Annotated in this window: 19 protein-coding genes; all 19 read right to left on the bottom strand. The window is 51.5% G+C overall.

What is annotated here, in order from left to right; all coding sequences use genetic code 11:
* Positions 1–57: 57 nt before the first annotated feature.
* The 19 genes from ACM1PF_RS28675 to nifS all read right to left on the bottom strand — a co-directional run bounded on the left by ACM1PF_RS28675 (position 58) and on the right by nifS (position 16,143).
* Positions 58–699 (bottom strand): class I SAM-dependent methyltransferase, encoded by a 642-nt coding sequence (locus ACM1PF_RS28675; RefSeq protein WP_416669602.1) that lies wholly within the window; start codon positions 697–699, stop codon positions 58–60.
* Positions 700–789: 90 nt separating this feature from the next.
* Positions 790–1,392, bottom strand: coding sequence for a CBS domain-containing protein (locus ACM1PF_RS28670; protein ID WP_416669601.1), 603 nt, complete (start codon positions 1,390–1,392; stop codon positions 790–792).
* A 94-nt stretch (positions 1,393–1,486) separates the two neighbouring features.
* Positions 1,487–1,783: a ferredoxin III, nif-specific gene (gene fdxB / locus ACM1PF_RS28665; RefSeq protein WP_416669599.1), complete on the bottom strand. Its 297-nt coding sequence runs from the start codon at positions 1,781–1,783 to the stop codon at positions 1,487–1,489.
* Positions 1,784–1,881: 98 nt separating this feature from the next.
* Complete coding sequence (locus ACM1PF_RS28660) at positions 1,882–2,127, bottom strand: ferrous iron transport protein A (protein WP_416669597.1); 246 nt, start codon at positions 2,125–2,127, stop codon at positions 1,882–1,884.
* 24 nt (positions 2,128–2,151) lie between these two features.
* Positions 2,152–2,451 carry a 2Fe-2S iron-sulfur cluster-binding protein gene (locus tag ACM1PF_RS28655; protein ID WP_416669595.1) on the bottom strand — a complete coding sequence of 100 codons (300 nt, stop codon included), beginning with the start codon at positions 2,449–2,451 and terminating at the stop codon, positions 2,152–2,154.
* Between the two features lie 154 nt (positions 2,452–2,605).
* Positions 2,606–2,974 (bottom strand): HesB/IscA family protein, encoded by a 369-nt coding sequence (locus tag ACM1PF_RS28650; RefSeq protein ID WP_416669594.1) that lies wholly within the window; start codon positions 2,972–2,974, stop codon positions 2,606–2,608.
* 63 nt (positions 2,975–3,037) lie between these two features.
* The gene (locus ACM1PF_RS28645) at positions 3,038–3,304 is read right to left on the bottom strand and encodes a hypothetical protein (RefSeq protein ID WP_416669592.1); all 267 of its coding nucleotides are present in this window, start codon (positions 3,302–3,304) and stop codon (positions 3,038–3,040) included.
* 7 nt (positions 3,305–3,311) lie between these two features.
* Positions 3,312–4,115 (bottom strand): TOMM precursor leader peptide-binding protein, encoded by an 804-nt coding sequence (locus ACM1PF_RS28640; RefSeq protein WP_416676838.1) that lies wholly within the window; start codon positions 4,113–4,115, stop codon positions 3,312–3,314.
* A 179-nt stretch (positions 4,116–4,294) separates the two neighbouring features.
* Positions 4,295–4,606, bottom strand: coding sequence for a nitrogenase-stabilizing/protective protein NifW (nifW, locus tag ACM1PF_RS28635; protein WP_416669590.1), 312 nt, complete (start codon positions 4,604–4,606; stop codon positions 4,295–4,297).
* Positions 4,603–4,827 (bottom strand): CCE_0567 family metalloprotein, encoded by a 225-nt coding sequence (locus ACM1PF_RS28630; protein ID WP_416676836.1) that lies wholly within the window; start codon positions 4,825–4,827, stop codon positions 4,603–4,605. The genes nifW and ACM1PF_RS28630 overlap by 4 nt, the downstream gene beginning before the upstream one ends.
* Positions 4,828–4,895: 68 nt before the next feature.
* Positions 4,896–5,369 carry a NifX-associated nitrogen fixation protein gene (locus ACM1PF_RS28625; RefSeq protein ID WP_416669588.1) on the bottom strand — a complete coding sequence of 158 codons (474 nt, stop codon included), beginning with the start codon at positions 5,367–5,369 and terminating at the stop codon, positions 4,896–4,898.
* Positions 5,366–5,815: a nitrogen fixation protein NifX gene (gene nifX / locus ACM1PF_RS28620; RefSeq protein ID WP_416669586.1), complete on the bottom strand. Its 450-nt coding sequence runs from the start codon at positions 5,813–5,815 to the stop codon at positions 5,366–5,368. Before nifX ends, ACM1PF_RS28625 begins: the two co-directional genes overlap by 4 nt.
* Positions 5,816–5,906: 91 nt before the next feature.
* Complete coding sequence (locus tag ACM1PF_RS28615) at positions 5,907–8,657, bottom strand: bifunctional nitrogenase iron-molybdenum cofactor biosynthesis protein NifEN (protein ID WP_416669584.1); 2,751 nt, start codon at positions 8,655–8,657, stop codon at positions 5,907–5,909.
* 422 nt (positions 8,658–9,079) lie between these two features.
* The gene (locus ACM1PF_RS28610) at positions 9,080–9,394 is read right to left on the bottom strand and encodes a Mo-dependent nitrogenase C-terminal domain-containing protein (RefSeq protein ID WP_416669582.1); all 315 of its coding nucleotides are present in this window, start codon (positions 9,392–9,394) and stop codon (positions 9,080–9,082) included.
* A 65-nt stretch (positions 9,395–9,459) separates the two neighbouring features.
* Positions 9,460–10,995, bottom strand: a complete 1,536-nt coding sequence (gene nifK / locus ACM1PF_RS28605; RefSeq protein WP_416669580.1) for a nitrogenase molybdenum-iron protein subunit beta — start codon at positions 10,993–10,995, stop codon at positions 9,460–9,462.
* 185 nt (positions 10,996–11,180) lie between these two features.
* On the bottom strand, positions 11,181–12,662 hold the full coding sequence (nifD, locus tag ACM1PF_RS28600) for a nitrogenase molybdenum-iron protein alpha chain (RefSeq protein ID WP_416669578.1): 1,482 nt from the start codon (positions 12,660–12,662) through the stop codon (positions 11,181–11,183).
* Between the two features lie 131 nt (positions 12,663–12,793).
* Positions 12,794–13,684: a nitrogenase iron protein gene (nifH, locus tag ACM1PF_RS28595; RefSeq protein WP_416669576.1), complete on the bottom strand. Its 891-nt coding sequence runs from the start codon at positions 13,682–13,684 to the stop codon at positions 12,794–12,796.
* A gap of 187 nt (positions 13,685–13,871) precedes the next feature.
* Positions 13,872–14,771 (bottom strand): Fe-S cluster assembly protein NifU, encoded by a 900-nt coding sequence (nifU, locus tag ACM1PF_RS28590; protein WP_416676834.1) that lies wholly within the window; start codon positions 14,769–14,771, stop codon positions 13,872–13,874.
* 163 nt (positions 14,772–14,934) lie between these two features.
* Positions 14,935–16,143, bottom strand: coding sequence for a cysteine desulfurase NifS (nifS, locus tag ACM1PF_RS28585; protein ID WP_416669574.1), 1,209 nt, complete (start codon positions 16,141–16,143; stop codon positions 14,935–14,937).
* Positions 16,144–16,312: the final 169 nt, after the last annotated feature.

Genomic DNA, 16,312 nt, shown 5'->3' with positions numbered 1-16,312 from the left:
GGAAGACAGGGTGATCGATCGGTTCGGAGTGTTAGGAACGACTTTAGGCTGTTTTGTTTATGCTATTTTGCGGGCAACAATGTGAAAAAGATGCCAGTATTTTTCAACCCCAATAGCAGTTTTACCTGGGTGTTCTTCCTCCTCCAGGTGTTCAATATCAAAGGGGGCAAGCAATTCTAAAACCTGTTCGCGGGTGTGGTGATTCATGTGGTCATAGGTTGCCCAGGAATCTCGATCGCCAATTAGATGACCGCAAAACCGGCCTTCTTCCCGGATGGCGGCCACAATCTTTTGCCAAAACGCGGGAAAATCCGCTGGGGGACAAAACTGTAGACAAAAGCTAGCGTTGATCAAATCAACATTCTCTGGCAGAACAAGTTCTTCAAACCGTTCCACACGGGTTTCTAACAGTTGAGGGTTAATATCCGATCGGCTGAGGAGACGATCAATGGCCTGGGCTTCGCCATCGATCGCTAAAACTTGCCAACCTCGTCGCAGTAGCTCTACGGTATCCCGACCGTCCCCACAGCCCAGATCGACTGCAAAGCGGAGCGTACCAAAGGTCGTTTCAGCATCAAACTTCGTCAGGGCAGTGAGGAGCGTTTCACGCGGGGGTCGTCCCTCAACGGCTTGATAGTAGTCTGTCCATTGGTGTCCATCAACGGGGTGCGTCATCGGGTGGTTAGATTGCGTTTTCATCACATTAGGTAGGCTATGCCCACATCGCTGTGAATTATCCCTGTAGGGTGGGCAATGCCCACCCTAGCCTCATGTTAGAGAATCACTCGCTCAGGTTGCAGCGATCGCTAAATCGGATGCGACCTTATATTCCTCAAACGCGGTCTGGGCAGGAGGCTGGCCTTTACAGAAAGCCAACTCTGCCTCCACTTCATTAACGGCCTCCCAAGCCGCAGCACAGGCTTCCGAATCGCCTCCATTAGCAGCACAGACTGCACGAGCGTTGGAAATTTCCTGCTGCAAGGCTTTCTCCAACAGAGGAACCCGTGGGTTGTTCAGGAAATCACTCTTGGTGAGAATGTCGTGCATCGAGACAATACCCAGCAGTTCTCCTTTGATGACCGGGGCGCGATCGATTCCAGTTTGAGCGAATAAACGGGCGACATACTCCACTGCCAGATCGGGATTGACGACGATGCACGGTTTCGTCATCACTTCATAGACGCGCACCTGGTTGGGATCCTTGCCGAAGGCGACGACTTTCTTGGTAATGTCAGTATCGGTGACAATGCCATAGGCATCTTCTTCCGTACGGCGATCGACGATGAGAGAGTGTAGACCCTTCAGCTTCATCAATTTAACGGCCTGGGCGACGGTGGCTGATCCGCGAATGGTCGCTACGTCTTCGGTCATAATTTCACTTGCTTTCGTCATTTCAAAAACTCTCCTTCATTTGTTCAACAAACAAATTGATACGACTGTTTTTAGATACCTCGGAGTGCGTCTCTATTGCTGGTGTCGTGTGTCTCTAATTCAGTTCAAGGGAGCTGTGGGTATAGCATTTCTTCGGACAGATCCGAGAACACGCCTGACAACCAATGCAATTTTCTGGATGAACGATCGTCATCACCTTGCGTTCCACTTCATCTTCATCTTCATCTTCTACAAATTCTCCTTCATCGTTCATTGCCTGGAGATGTAGAACGTTCCGTCCACAAACTTTAAAGCATCTGCCGCAACCCAGGCAGATAGAATGGTCGATCGCCTGAACAAACTGAGGTGTCCAGCTTTTCTGTCCAAAGGTTAAGCCTGTTACAACCGCCATATCGTGTTCTCCTTCTATAAATTTGGTTGGGATTTGCTGTAGTGATCCCACGGGTGCTGGACTCATCTGCCTCATTCGCCAGGACTTGAGCTAACCGTCTAGACCCTGACATAGATGGACTGGATCAGGTCATGGCTTAAGGCAAACCGCTCGCGCCCGACTTTGACAACAAAACGAGGAAAACGTTGTTCTAAAACAATAGAGGTTCCAGGGGTGATGCCCATTGACTTTAACTGCCGCACGGTGCGATCGTTAACATGGCTCAATCCAGAAACAACTCCCCGTTCTCCGAGCCTGAGTAACTTTAATGAGGAGCCAGAGACAACAAATCCTTGGTTAAACATTTTGCGTTACTCCAGAGTGAATGTTTACACTAGATAAGCTTCCTGATGGGTGCGAACCGTGCAGTCCGATCGCGGATAGGTCACGCACAAGAGAATAAATCCCTTAGCCATCTGCTCATCATCCAGGAACACTTGCTCCGACTGATCAATTTCGCCTTCCACCAGTTTGCCAACACAGCTAGAGCAGGAACCCGACTGACAGGAAAAGGGTAAATCTAAACCGCTGTTTTCCGCAGCATCCAAAATGGTGACATCATCATCGACGGGAATTGTGATATCGATGTTGCGTTTTTTGTTGATCAGATGAACTTGATAGGTGGTCATTATAGTGTCCTCGTAGTGTTCTCATTTTTGGGTTGATTAGAATCCAAAATTTAGGATCGTGAATTGAATAATCTGTCAATTATTCTGGCTGTTTGACTGGGCGGGCAAGATGCCCACCCCACAAGAACTATTGCTTCTGACGATTGCCTTGCAATTAGCTACACGCTACGCCTGCGGGAGAGCAATCTCCAGCACGAAACGATTGTCCACAGCCACAGGTGTCCGTTGCATTGGGATTGGTGAATTTGAAGCCGCTTTGGGTCAGTCCTTCCACATAATCCACCACCACCCCCTCCAGCAGAGCGGCATGATTAGAGGCAACATAAACGTTGACGTTGCCCTGCTGCACCAGCAAATCGCCAGATTGCGGTTCGCGGATCAGTTTGAGGGCGTACTGGTAGCCGCTACATCCCCCGTCTTCTACCGAGATCCGAACTCCCTGAACGGGATTTTCGCTCTGGCGGGCAGCTTGAAGGAAGGTACGTAAACGCAGTTCTGCAATTTCAGTTAAGACCAGGGACATAGGTGCTCCTTAGAAACAAATAGGGTGGCTGGTTGAACGACAAAAAGATAGAAACGTGAAACGTTATTGGGATCGGCACTGGGAACTCATGAAGCAAAAGCGGGAACAGGCGCATTGTGGTTGGTGTGACGGATGATTGCAGGTTGGAACCACTAAAAGACCGATCGCAACCAGTAATAAAATCATCCAGGGGGCGTTGAGCAGGCTAACCAGTAAGCAAACAATGCTGATAAATTGCAGAATGGTCTTTTCAATCTCATCCGTCACCCTTCGCATGAGATAAAGCGTCAACGATGCCAACAGAGCCATGATCAGGGAAAGTTCCGGCATGGTGCGATCATCCTGGTACGAGCTGCAAAACGGGTGAGAGCGATGAAACAACGGATGCTTGAGGGGCTGCTTTTTGACCGCAAACGGGACAGTTGGGATCGTGATAGGGGCGATGCTTGGTAAACTCCAGTCGGCTCAAATCCATCGTCAATAATTGCGATCGCAGGGGTTGTCCAATTCCCGCAATCAACTTAATGGCTTCCAGCGCTGTTAAACAGGCCAGGGTGCCTGAGACTGCACCCAATACGCCAAATCCCCGGCGATCCCATACAGGTTTTTCAGGAAAGATGCAAGATAAGCAGGGCGTTTCACCGGGAACGATCGTCGTCAAATAGGCCTCCATGTCATTCATGGCTGCCTCCACCATCGGTTTACCCCAACGAACACAGGCTGCATTCAGCAGGTTTCGTTCATCAAAGTTGTGGGCACAGTCCAGAGCCACATCCGCCGATTTGACCAGGCGATCGACATTTTCAGGCGTAATATATTCACAAAGGGCTTCGATTTCGACATCTGGATTAATCGCTCTCAGGGTGTCCATTGCCTGAAATACTCTGGGTTTGCCGACCCAATCATGGGTCATCAACACCTGCCGATTCATGTCATCCAGGCGCAGTTCGCCACCCCGCACCAGAATCAGTTTGCCTACGCCCGCCACCGCCAGATAAAGCGCAGCCGTACCACCTAAGCCACCTACTCCTGTCACCAATACGGTAGAGGCTTTCAGGCGTTGCTGTGCCGCTTCTCCAAATCCAGGTAGCATGATTTGGCGGCGATAGCGTTCTAACTCGGTTGGGGTCAGGTTCATCATATCCATCTCTTCTTTAAAGGACTGAGGACTGAGGACTGAGGACTGAGGACTGAGGACTGAGGACTGAGGACTGAGGACTGAGGACTGAGGACTGAGGACTGTAGCTTGCTTCTGCGAAGCAGTGGACTGAGTTGTAGGTTGGGTTGAGTTTACGAAACCCAACAAATTAGGGTGGACAGCTAATCAGAATCAATCTCAGACAGCAGCACTAAATTCTGTTGCTTCTGATTGAAGACCTTGAATAGCTTTTGCTCCAGGGAATTGGACGATAGGAACACCGTATACGCCTGCTGGAAAGCCGATCGATATTGGTTCAGCGTCTCAGCTTCGCTTAATTCCTCAACATCCAATTCTTTGACCAGAGCAGAGAATTTTTGCAGAATGTGCAGGCGATTAATGTTGACGATCGCCGGATCATAGGGCAGGTCGAAGAATGCAAAAAACTGTTCTGCATCCGTTAATTGATTGAATTCAGCTAAGGTTCCGCTCATGATTCTTGCTCCAGTTGCTTGAGTTGCTGCTTCAAGGTGTTCAATTTGGCATAGATGTTGTACGTTTCAGATGCCAGCGCCATGAGGTTTTCAAAGTCGGTTGGCAGTCCCTCAGCCAGATCGTGTAAATCCATCTTGAGTTGACCCGCCTTGCTGTTCAGACGCTTGATCTGGGTTTTCAGCTCCTCTTTGCTGGGGGGAGTTTCGGTTGGGTGAGGCATACAAAATTGCATGGAGTTAAGGTGATGGAGGGTAATGGGTAATCGGTGATGGGTAAAACGCTTCACGCTTAAAGCTTACAAACTTCAGGATAGCGGCTTGCCAGATCTACACCTGTATTAACCAGCTTTTCACCCTCAGCCACCAGCTTCTCTAGGGAGTCAAAGCCAAACCGTTGAGCATCGCGCAAGGTGCGGGAAGTCAGGAGGAGCCGACCGGAGAACACCAATGCCCAACCAAATCCTTCATGGCTGAGGTCAAGTACGACCTGCGCCAATTGCCCCGTCTGTTGTTCAATCCGAAAGGCGATCGCTCGATAAAAGGACAGAATCCGTCCTTTGGTAATGGGATCGACTTCTCCTTCTACGGAAATTTCCCGTTTTTGAACCCGACTGACAACAAAAGGTTTGAGCAGTAGTTCATCCGACCAGTTGCGGAAGGTGCCGTAGGGATCATTGGCGCGGATTTGCTGCACTAATGCCTGGGCAAAGGGGGATTGAATTAAATCGGGTGAAGTGGTTTGGGTGGTTTCAGCAATGCTCATACAGTCGCTCCTTCTAATTCTGATTCAGTTTCCGGTTCAGCATCCAGCTCAGTATCCAGTTCGTCAATCACGTTGGGTTTCTGCTTCAACGCCTTCCGCAACCAGGGCGGCGGATTCCCATTCAACAATTCCACAAACTTCGTCAACACATCATCGATTTCATCCTCTTCCGATCGCGACTTAATCGGAGTGACATTCTTCTGAATTAATCGAGCCGCTGCACTACCGCCGATCGCCGCCACATAGACGATCGTGCAATCTGCCAGAGCCGCCAGTTTGGGAACCAGCTTGTCTTCGTTGCCGTCTTCCTGAAGGTTTCCAGAAAACTCCAGCGTTTCCAAAAACTGATACCTCTCTGGCGTGACATCGTAAACCACAATTTTCTTAGCCCAACCAAAGTGAGCATCAATGTGAACCAGATCGTTGGTGGCGAAGGCTATTTTCATGATGGGTCTCCTTGTGGAAGTAGGGAGTGGGGAGTGAGGAGTGAAGGGAAGAGTAGGGTGGGCAGTGCCCACCGTCTCAAGCATCTTCCCCCTAAACATTCAGTTCCACTGGCAAATGAACACTTTTCTCCTGTTCTTCGATAAACAGATTGCCGATATCAAACAAAAGCTGCATCGTGCCGCGATAACCGATCGAACAGCGTTGACCGTTGCCCAGGCGATCGAAGATGGGGAATCCCAGGCGGTAGAGGGGAAGGTTGAGCCGTTGGGCGATCGCTGCGCCGTTGGAGTTGGTGATCAGCAGATCGGAACTGACCGCCAGTTCCTCAAAGTCTCCCAGGTCGCCAATGACAACCGTTTCAACGGGGAGGTGTTCCAGGAGGGGAGATTTGGTCGTGGTGACAGCGGTATGAATTTCGGCTCCCATTTGATGCAGCCAACTGGCGACAGCATAAAGTAAATCCGGCTCCAGAGCGAGGGAAATCCGCTTGCGACCCAGGTAAAAGTGGGTGTCCAGCATGGCATCCTGAAGTTGCTGGCGCTGGCGACGATAGGTTTCTGGAACTTCGACCCCGCTCAGGTCGGATAAGGCTTGCAGGAATTGGTCAACGGCACCCAGCCCTGTCAGTTTGGGAAACACTTCGTAGGGAATCCCCAATCGGCGCTCCAGAATGTCTGCGGCTTCCCGCATACTCTCACCGATCGCAAAGGTATAGGCCGATTGCCCAATCTTCCGTAAGTCAGCCAGGGAAGTCCCGCCGCCCGTCACCGCACTGTAGGACTCATCCAGATGCCCATCCAGGGAAGCTGATAAATCGGGAACCACGATCGGCGTTAAGCCAAAGGCAGTAATCATGGCTTTGAGTTCCTGCACATCCCCAGGAGCCATCGCTGCTCCGGCCAGGAGGTTAACCTGATTGGGTTTGGCATCATCGATCTGGGGTAGTTCTCGGACGATGCTCTCGACGGCAGCAGTAAAGCCATCCTGTAAAGCACCCTTGAAGTCGGCAGTGGAAACCAATACGATCGGCAACCCATCTAACTGGGGATGTTTCTTGCGGAAGTCCCGCAGAATACCTTCCATGTCATCTCCTCGCGTTTCGGTCAGTCCCGTGGTGCAGAGGCCAATGATTTCCGGGTTAAACTTCTCCAAAATAGTGAGAATTGCCTGTCCAATATTGTCTTCCCCACCCAGGATGGTACTCACTTCGGTCATAGCCGTCGTAGATAGGGGAATTGCTTCGCGGAAGTGGCGAACCAGCATCACCTTGGCGAAGGCAGTACAACCCTGAGAACCGTGAAACAAGGGCATCATGCCCTTAACTCCCAGGAAGGCTAGTGCAGCACCCAGCGGCTGGCTTTGTTTGAGAGGGTTAACGGCGATCGCCTTTTTGGAAATTTGGACTTTGGCTTTTGGCTGTGGGTCAGCGACGAAATGCTCACGCGCCGGACTTGAGGATTGGGTCATGGGTTCCTGTTCCCAGGGAGCCGCTTGCCGTACCTGCTGCCAGATGGGGCTGTAGAGGGCCTCTTCCAATTCCCGCGCCATTTCCACCATCCCCACATACCCCGAGTAGGGATGATGGCGTTCCTGGTTGATATCGAGGAAGGGAATTCGCGCTTTCAGAGCAGTGTATTGATTTCGTCCACCTGCAATCAGCATATCGGCTTGGGTTTTAGCAATCACGCGCAGGAGTTCTTGAGCGTTCCCCTTTTCTAACATGATGCCGTCTTGACCCAGTAATTCCTTAATCCGAGCTTTATCTTCTTCCGTGCTTTTCTTGGTGCTAGTAGCAACCACCTGCATTCCCAGATCCTTCGCCGCCGAAACGATCGACCAGCTTTTTACCCCTCCGGTGTACAATACAACGCGCTTTCCTCTGAGGCGATCGCGATAGGGGGCTAAGGTGCGATCGAGTTGGGTTGTTTCTTCAGCAATTAACCGTTCCACTCGCTCCTGCAAATCCGGATCGCCCAGTTGCAAGGCAATATTCCGCAGGCAATGATTCATATCCTCTACACCGTAGAAGGATTCTTCAATGTAGGGAATGCCATAGCGTTCTTCCATCTTGCGCGCCATGTTGATCAACGCTTTAGAGCAAATCATCACGTTGAGTTTGGCTCGATGGGCGCAGGCAATGTCGTGATAGCGAGCGTCCCCCGTGATTTTCGCCAGGACGCGAATGCCCAATTTCTCGAATAGGGGCAACACCCCCCACATTTCGCCTGCGATGTTATATTCCCCAATCAGGTTGATGTCGTAGGGGGTGGTATATTCTGGCTCGCGCGTGCCCACCACATAGTCCAGCAGGGCTTCTCCCCCGACCCGATTCCCCAAATTCTTGCTGCCGATAAAGCCAGGTGAGTTAACCGGAATCACCGGAATTTCGATTTTTTCCGATGCCTTCTGACAAACCGCATCCAGATCATCGCCAATCAAGGCTGTAACACAGGTGGAATAGACAAAAACCGCCGCTGGACTGTACCGCTGATGTACTTCCAGAATGGACTTATACAGTCGTTTTTCCCCACCAAAAATGACATCGTTTTCACTCAGGTCGGTGGTAAACCCCATTTTGTACAGCATCGGCCCAGAGGAAAGGCTGCCGCGACTGCCCCAGGAATTCCCGGCACAGGCGATCGGGCCATGGACGAGATGGGCTGCATCCGTAATGGGAACCAGGGCGATCATGGCACCATCGAAGGCACATCCTCCCTGGGCAGCACCGGGCTGGGCCTGTTGAGTGCAACCTTTATTTTTTTTGTCTCCGTGCTTGTGATGATTGTGTTCGCAACCGGGTTCGGTCAGTAATTCTTTGATTTTGCCTTGGGTCATTTTCATGGCTCAAGTCCTGGGTAGGGTGGGTAATGGGTGAGGAGTGGGGAGTGAGGAGTGAGGAGTGGGGAGTCAGTGGGGGAGTGGAGGAAGTCGGGAGTGGAGGAAGTCGGGAGTGGAGGAAGAGGGAAGGGCAAGGGAGAACCGACAGGGCTTTGCAGGGAACTGTAAATTTCACTGTGTTGGCTTAACCGCTCAACCGCCCGCGAATGAATTGCGGTCTATTTGATGAAGTCCATTCCAATGGACTCAATCCCTCCGCCAGTCTGATTGATCAGACTTTTTCAGGTAGCCCGCGATTGATCTGCGGGCGATCGAATGAAGCCAGCCACAGCTCAAACGATCCAACTGACAATCCCTGAAACTTCTGACTTCTGACTCCCGACTCCTGACTTCTGTCTCCCGCCTCCTCACTCCTCACTCCTCACTTAACAGATATACCGTTCAACATCCTCACCACAGACATCTGCCAGATAGCTGAGGGCGCGAAACCGTAAACTGATCAGTTCATCGTAGAGAGGATTCAGCTTGCAGAGCGCAGGAATATGGAAGGTTCTGCCGAATAGGGTGATATCTCTTTCAAAGGCACACTGGCAGGGAATGAGTTGACAAAGAAAATGAGCCAGTCTGGAATCATTAACTTCAATTCGATCGAGCCAGTTGCGGAATGGAGCAAGGATATCAAACCTCGATCGCCGGCTTTTCCTTAAGGAGTGGGAATGATCATGTGTGAGAGTAGCCATGGGAAATATCCTGGAAGAAGACAGAGGTAGAGATGCTGCCTGCTCAACATCTCTACAGGGAGAGGTTAGCGAATCAGATCGTAGGAGATGTCCGTTTTTGCAGGAATGATTGTCTTGCGATCGAGGTCTTCCAACACGGTGTTGACAATCCAGTTGAGTAGGTTCAGTGCTCCAGCATATCCCAGGGTGGGATAGCGATGCAGGTGATGGCGATCGAAGATGGGATAGCCAATCCGGGCGAGGGGCGTTTTGGTGTCGCGCCAGAGGTACTTGCCGTAGGAGTTGCCGATTAACAGATCAACTGGCTCAGTGAACATGAGCGATCGCAGGTGCCACAGGTCTTTACCGGGCCAGAGCTTGGCATTGGCTCCGTACTGGCTGGAATCGAGCAGGGCTTGCAGTTCGGCTGCAAAGACATCGTTGCTGTTGGTGACGACGATGTGGGTGGGTTCTGCGCCCAGTTCCAGCAAGAAGCTGACTAAACCGTAAACCAGATCGGGATCGCCGTAGAGGGCAACGCTCTTGCCGTGAATCCACGCCTGGGAATCAGTCATGGCATCAATGGCCCGTCCCCGCGCAATTTCCAACTCTCTGGGGATCGGCTTGCCGCTGATTTCCGATAGCTTTTGCAGGAAGGCATCTGTACCCTGAATGCCGAAGGGACGCAATACCGTTGTGGGTTGCTGCCAGTCCTTCTCGATGTACTCCCGCGTTTTGGTGGTGGAGTAAGCCTGGAGGGCGATCGTGCCTTCAGCGTTGATGGAATCACCCGCTTCTTCCAGGGTTGTCTTACCCTGATACATTACGAATTCCCCTTCATTGGGAGAATCAAAGGTATCGGAGTTGTCTGCCAGAATCGTGGCATCAATGTCAAACAAATTCAAAATTTGTCTCAGTTCGCGGTTATTGGCAGTGTAGGTATCGAATCCGGGAATGAAGTTCCACTTGCCGTTCGTTGATTCAGCTTTCTTCCCTTCCGTCAGGTTGGTCAGAATTCCCTTCAGCATGTTGTCGTAACCCGTGATGTGGGAACCAACAAAGCTGGGGGTGTGGGCGTAGGGAACCGGGAACTCTTCTGGAATGGAACCCTTTTCCTTGGAGGTCTTGATGAAGGCTTGCAGGTCATCTCCAATTACCTCAGCCATGCAAGTCGTACACATGGCGATCATTTTCGGCTTATACAGCGTGTAGGAGTTGGCCAGACCGTCAATCATGTTTTGCAGTCCACCAAACACGGCTGCATCTTCCGTCATTGAGGAGGATACGGCAGAGAAGGGTTCTTTGAAATGGCGGGTCAGGTGAGTCCGGAAGTAGGCGACACAGCCTTGAGAACCATGCACAAAAGGCAGCGTTTCTTCAAATCCCGAAGCGGCGAAGATAGCACCGAGGGGCTGGCAGGCTTTGGCAGGGTTGATGGTGAGGGCTTCACGGGCAAAATTCTTCTCACGGTAATCCCAGCTTTTTGTCCATTCTGCTACTCGCGCCACTTCATCAGCACTATGGCAGTCTTCAAATTGCTTTTTGCCCTGGAACAGTTCTTGATATTCCGGCTGGTGAAAGAGTTCAACGTGGTCTTTAATTTGGTCAACGTTCTGAGCCATGACTTTTTCTCCTGTAGGGTGGATCGGGGGGAATAGGGAATCGGTGATGGGTGATGGGTGATGGGTAATGGATGATGGGTAGGGGCGAAGCATTCGACTACAATTTGTTGTCGTTATCGAAACGGGTCTACCAAATGCTTCGCCCGTACAGGTGTCTCTCCAAACCATCCCCGTCCCTGGTACACCTAGTTATCCGCTTCAGCTTGCTTCCAGGGTGCTTTCACTAATCCCCAGGTGGGACTGTTGAGAGCTAGATCCATATCGCGGGCAAAGATGGCGAATCCGTCGTAGCCGTGATACGGGCCGGAATAATCCCAGGAGTGCATTTGCCGGAAGGGCAGAGCCATTTTCTGGAAGACGTACTTCTCTTTGATGCCTGCGGCAATTAAGTCTGGCTTCAGCTTCTCGGCAAACTGTTCAAACTCATAGCCCGTTACGTCGTCGTAGATCAGGGTGGCATCGTCAATGTATTCGGTGGTGCGCTTGTAGTCGTCGTTGTGACCGAATTCATAGCCTGTGCCGATGACTTTCATTCCCAAGTCCTGGAACGCTGGAATGACGTGGCGAGGACGCAGACCGCCCACCATCAGCATGACGGTTTTGCCCTCTAACCGCGGCCGATACTTGGCGATCACCGCATCACTCTGAGCCTGGTATTTCGCAATCACCCGCTCTGCCCCTTCCTTGATCTTGTCGTCAAACTTCTCAGCGATCGCCCGCAGGGATTCAGCAATGTGGGTTGGGCCGAAGAAGTTGAACTCTATCCAGGGAATGCCGTAGGTTTCTTCCATGTGACGGCAAATGTAGTTCATGGAGCGGTAGCAGTGGATCAGGTTGAGTTTCACCTGAGTGGTCAACAACACTTCATTCCAGGTGCCATCTCCAGAGAATTGTGTGACGACGCGCAGCCCCATTTCTTCTAGCAAGATCCGGGAAGACCAGGCATCTCCACCAATGTTATAGTCCCCGATGACCGCGACATCGTAGGGAGAGGGTTCAAAGTTAAAGGAGCCTTCTTTCGCTTTCTTGTCGGCGATCGGCAGAGCCCAGTCGCGGACGGTGTCATTGGCGATGTGGTGTCCGAGGGATTGGGAAACGCCCCGGAAACCTTCGCAGCGGACGGGAATCACTGGTTTGCCCGTTTCTTTGGCTGACTTCTTGGCGACGGCTTCAATGTCATCCCCAATCAATCCCACCGGACATTCCGATTCGATCGTCACCCCTTTAGCCAGTGGAAACAGTTCATCCATTTCCGTCAGCAGTTTCGCCAGCTTTTTGTCTCCACCAAAAACGATGTCCCGTTCCTGATAATCGGAGGTGAACTGCATCGTGCCAAAGGTATCAACCCCAGTGGTGCCAATGTAGTAGTTGCGCCGTCCCGACCAGGAATAGTAGCCGCAGCCGACCGGTCCATGGCTGAGGTGAATCATGTCCTTCACCGGCCCCCAAACCACCCCTTTTGCACCCGCATAGGCACAGCCGCGAGTCGTCATCACGCCAGGCACGGACTTAATGTTGGACTTGACACCGCAGTCGGATTTGCCTTCCTCATGCACATTCAGGTGCTTCGCCCGCTTTTTTGCGGCCTTTTCGGGATAGGCTTCCAGAACTTCCTCGATAATCTGTCTCTTGTCAACTTCAGGTGCTTTTTCTTCTGTATAGGTCATGGTTTTCCTCTCAGGCTGTAGGGTAAAAATGAGGGAGCAGGAGTGGGAGGCAAGCGATTCAGAGGAAAGGGAGTCAGAAATCATTGAGTGTGATTACCGCTGTGATTTAGACCCCCTCTCAGTGAGCCGCGTTACACTGTCACTGGTGCCTTTTCATCTTGGGCGATCGCATTGAGGTACTCTTCTTCGCCACCCAGGATGCCGAAGTCAACCAGCAGTTCTTCCAATTCATCCATTGAGATCGGCGTTGGAATCGTCAGCTTGTCATTGTTGAGGATCTTGTTTGCCAGCGTCCGGTATTCGTCTGCCTGCGGGTGATCCGGTCTGTACTCAATCACCGTCATCCGGCGCAATTCTGCGTGTTGCACCACGTTGTCGCGGGGAACAAAGTGAATCATCTGGGTGTTCAGTTTCTCTGCCAGAGCCTCAATCAGTTCAATTTCCCGATCGGTCTTACGGCTGTTGCAGATCAAACCACCCAAACGAACACCGCCGGAGTGTGCGTACTTGAGAATGCCTCGCGCAATGTTGTTTGCCGCGTACATTGCCATCATTTCACCGGAAACCACAATGTAGATTTCCTGCGCTTTGCCTTCCCGAATCGGCATAGCAAATCCACCGCAAACCACGTCACCTAGAACGTCGTAGGATACGAAATCGAGATCTTCATAGGCACCGTTTTCTTCCAGGAAGTTAATAGCGGTGATGATGCCCCGTCCGGCACAGCCCACACCGGGTTCAGGCCCACCCGATTCAACACACTTGATGTCTTTGTAGCCCGTCAGCAGCACTTCTTCAATTTCCAGATCTTCCACTGCGCCACGTTCAGCTGCCAGGTGAAGAATCGTCGTTTGGGCCTTGCTGTGCAGCATCAAACGAGTCGAGTCGGCTTTGGGGTCACAACCCACAATCATAATGCGCTGACCCAGTTCTGCCAGACCCGCAAGGGTGTTTTGGGATGTGGTGGATTTACCAATACCGCCCTTGCCGTAGAACGCAATTTGTCTAATGTTGTCAGTCATTGGGTGATCTCCTAAAAAGGGATAAAGAACTTGTTCAGCCGTCTTTTACGAACCATCAGTTAACAAACCATCGACCAGCAACCCAGATGGGTCAATTTGTGAGGGGGTTGCCAGGGGGATGAACGATCCACAGGCTGGGAGGCGATCGCTCAACGATCAGAATAGAAAATGCCATGGTGAACACTGTTTATACTGCTTCAACTATTAAGGTGGGTAAAACCCGTTCTTGTAACCGAGCTTCGATCGCAATCTTGAGGGTGGCGGTGCTGGAGGAACAGGAACTACAGGCACCTACCAGACGAACTTTAACCACATCACCGTCCACGTCGTACAGCTCCACATCTCCCCCATCTGCCAGTAACACCGGACGAACTTCCTCCGCCAACACTTTCTGAATCAGAGTGATTTTCTGGACAGTCGTAAGGGTGGGTTGAGCCGTTTCCTGAGTTTCTTGAGCAACTGCAATTTCCGTTGCCAGTCGTCTGGAGGTGGCGGCTGTCTCCTGCTGTACCGCTGTCAGGATATCCTCGATCGCTGCTAGACAGGAGCTACAACCTCCGCCCGCTTTAACGTAGCTGGTAACTTGCTCAACGGTGGACAAATTGTTTTCGATCGCCACTCGCCGAATCTTGTTTTCGCTGACCCCATAGCAAGCGCAGATCAACGCTCCTTCATCGTCTTCATGGTGTTCGACTTCAATACCGCGATACTTGTAAATTGCTGCTTCCAGAGCTTCCTGTCCCATGACAGAGCAGTGCATTTTAGCTTCCGGTAATCCGCCTAAATAATCCGCAATTTCATGGTTTGTGATCTTCAGAGCCTCATCTAAAGTGAGTCCCTTAATCAATTCCGTCAGGGCAGAGGAAGAAGCGATCGCACTGGTACAACCAAAGGTCTGAAACCGAGCATCCAGAATCTGATCCGTTTCCACTTCAATCTTCAGGTGGAGTCTCAGAGCATCTCCACAGGCAATACTGCCCACCTCGCCAAACACAACGGCAACTCCGGATTCATCGGCATCTGCGATCGCCCCTTGATTTTTGGGGTTATAGAACAGGTCTAGTACTTTCTCGGTGTAGTCCCACATGGTAGTAAGGGGGTGATGGGTGGATGGGTAATAGGGAGTGAGGAGTGGGGAGTGAGGAGTGAGGAGTGAGGAGTAGGGAGTGGGGAGTGGGGAATAGTCAACAACTGGTTTCTGAGTTCTGGCTCCTGAGTTCTGGCTCCTGGCTCCTGCTCCTGGCTCCTGACTATCGACTTCCCGCAACGATCGCCTCTTCCCGGTCTTGTAACCAGTCGGCTTGATCGCTGTTAAAGGGTGAGAGGGCACGGAGCCGTTCGACAATGCCAGGCATCAGTTCCAGAACGCGATCGATTTCGGCATCGGTGGTATAGCGGGAGAGGCTAAACCGGATGGAGCCGTGGAGGATGGTATAGGGGAGTCCCATGGCCCGCAGGACGTGGGAAGGTTCCAGGGAGCCAGAGGTACAGGCGGAGCCAGAAGAGGCGCAGATGCCGTGCTGATTCAGGGAGAACAGGATGGCTTCTCCTTCGATGTACTTGAAGCCAATATTGGTCGTATTGGGTAACCGTTTGGTGGGATGACCATTGACCTGACAATCGGGAATTGTGGAAAGCAATCCCTGTTCGAGGCGATCGCGCAGTTGTTGTTCGCGGGATACCTCACTCAGGTGCTGCTGGGCTAATTCAGCGGCTTTACCCAGGGCAATAATGCCCGCTACGTTTTCTGTCCCTGCCCTGCGGCCCCGCTCCTGATGTCCACCGATTAGGAACGGACGGAAGCGGAAACCCCGTCGGACAAACAAGGCACCAACCCCCTTCGGAGCATGGAGTTTATGACCTGATAGGGTTAACAAATCGATCGGGCTGGCTTTCAGGTTCAGGGGCAGTTTGCCGACGACCTGAACTGCATCTACATGGCTGGTGGCACCGTAGGCTTTCGCCAGGGCAGCGATTTCAGCGACGGGTAGAATCACTCCCGTTTCGTTGTTGGCGTACATGGTGGAAACCAGGGCGGTATTTCCGGTAAGTGCGGCTTCTAGTTCAGCCAGATCAATTTGTCCCTGGTGATCAACCGATAAGTACGTGACTGTATATCCTTGCTTTTCGAGTTGCTTGCACACATTCAATACACAAGCATGTTCGACTTGAGTTGTAATAATGTGCTTGCGATCGGGTTGGGCAGCCAGAGCAGCACGAATCGCAGTATTGTTTCCTTCCGTTCCACAACTGGTAAAGATAATTTCCGATTCTTCAGCTCCCAGTAAAGCTGCCACTTGCGATCGGGCCGTTTTAATCGCTTTACCGACCTGTCCACCAAAGCTGTGCATTGAGGATGGATTACCATAATACTCGGTCAGGTAAGGCAACATTGCTTCCACCACTTCTGGATCAATTCGGGTTGTCGCGTTGTTGTCGAGATAAATCACTGCACTCATGCGTTGACTCCCACCGATGTCGGGATTTGTAATTGTTTGGCTAAGGATTGCGAATAGGTATTAAACCAGCGTTGCCAATCGTCAGAAGGATGGTTGGTTTTTAACCGTGTTACCGCTCGATCGTCAGAATTGAACCAGTTGTCTCAGTAGTTGTTGGAAGGTTCTGGAG

Source organism: Egbenema bharatensis FJBBOT/2019, assembly GCF_048077055.1.
In the GTDB taxonomy this organism is placed as follows: Bacteria; Cyanobacteriota; Cyanobacteriia; order Elainellales; family Elainellaceae; genus Egbenema; species Egbenema bharatensis.
Note: the sequence above shows the minus strand (reverse complement) of the source record. Positions and strands in the feature narration are given on the sequence as shown.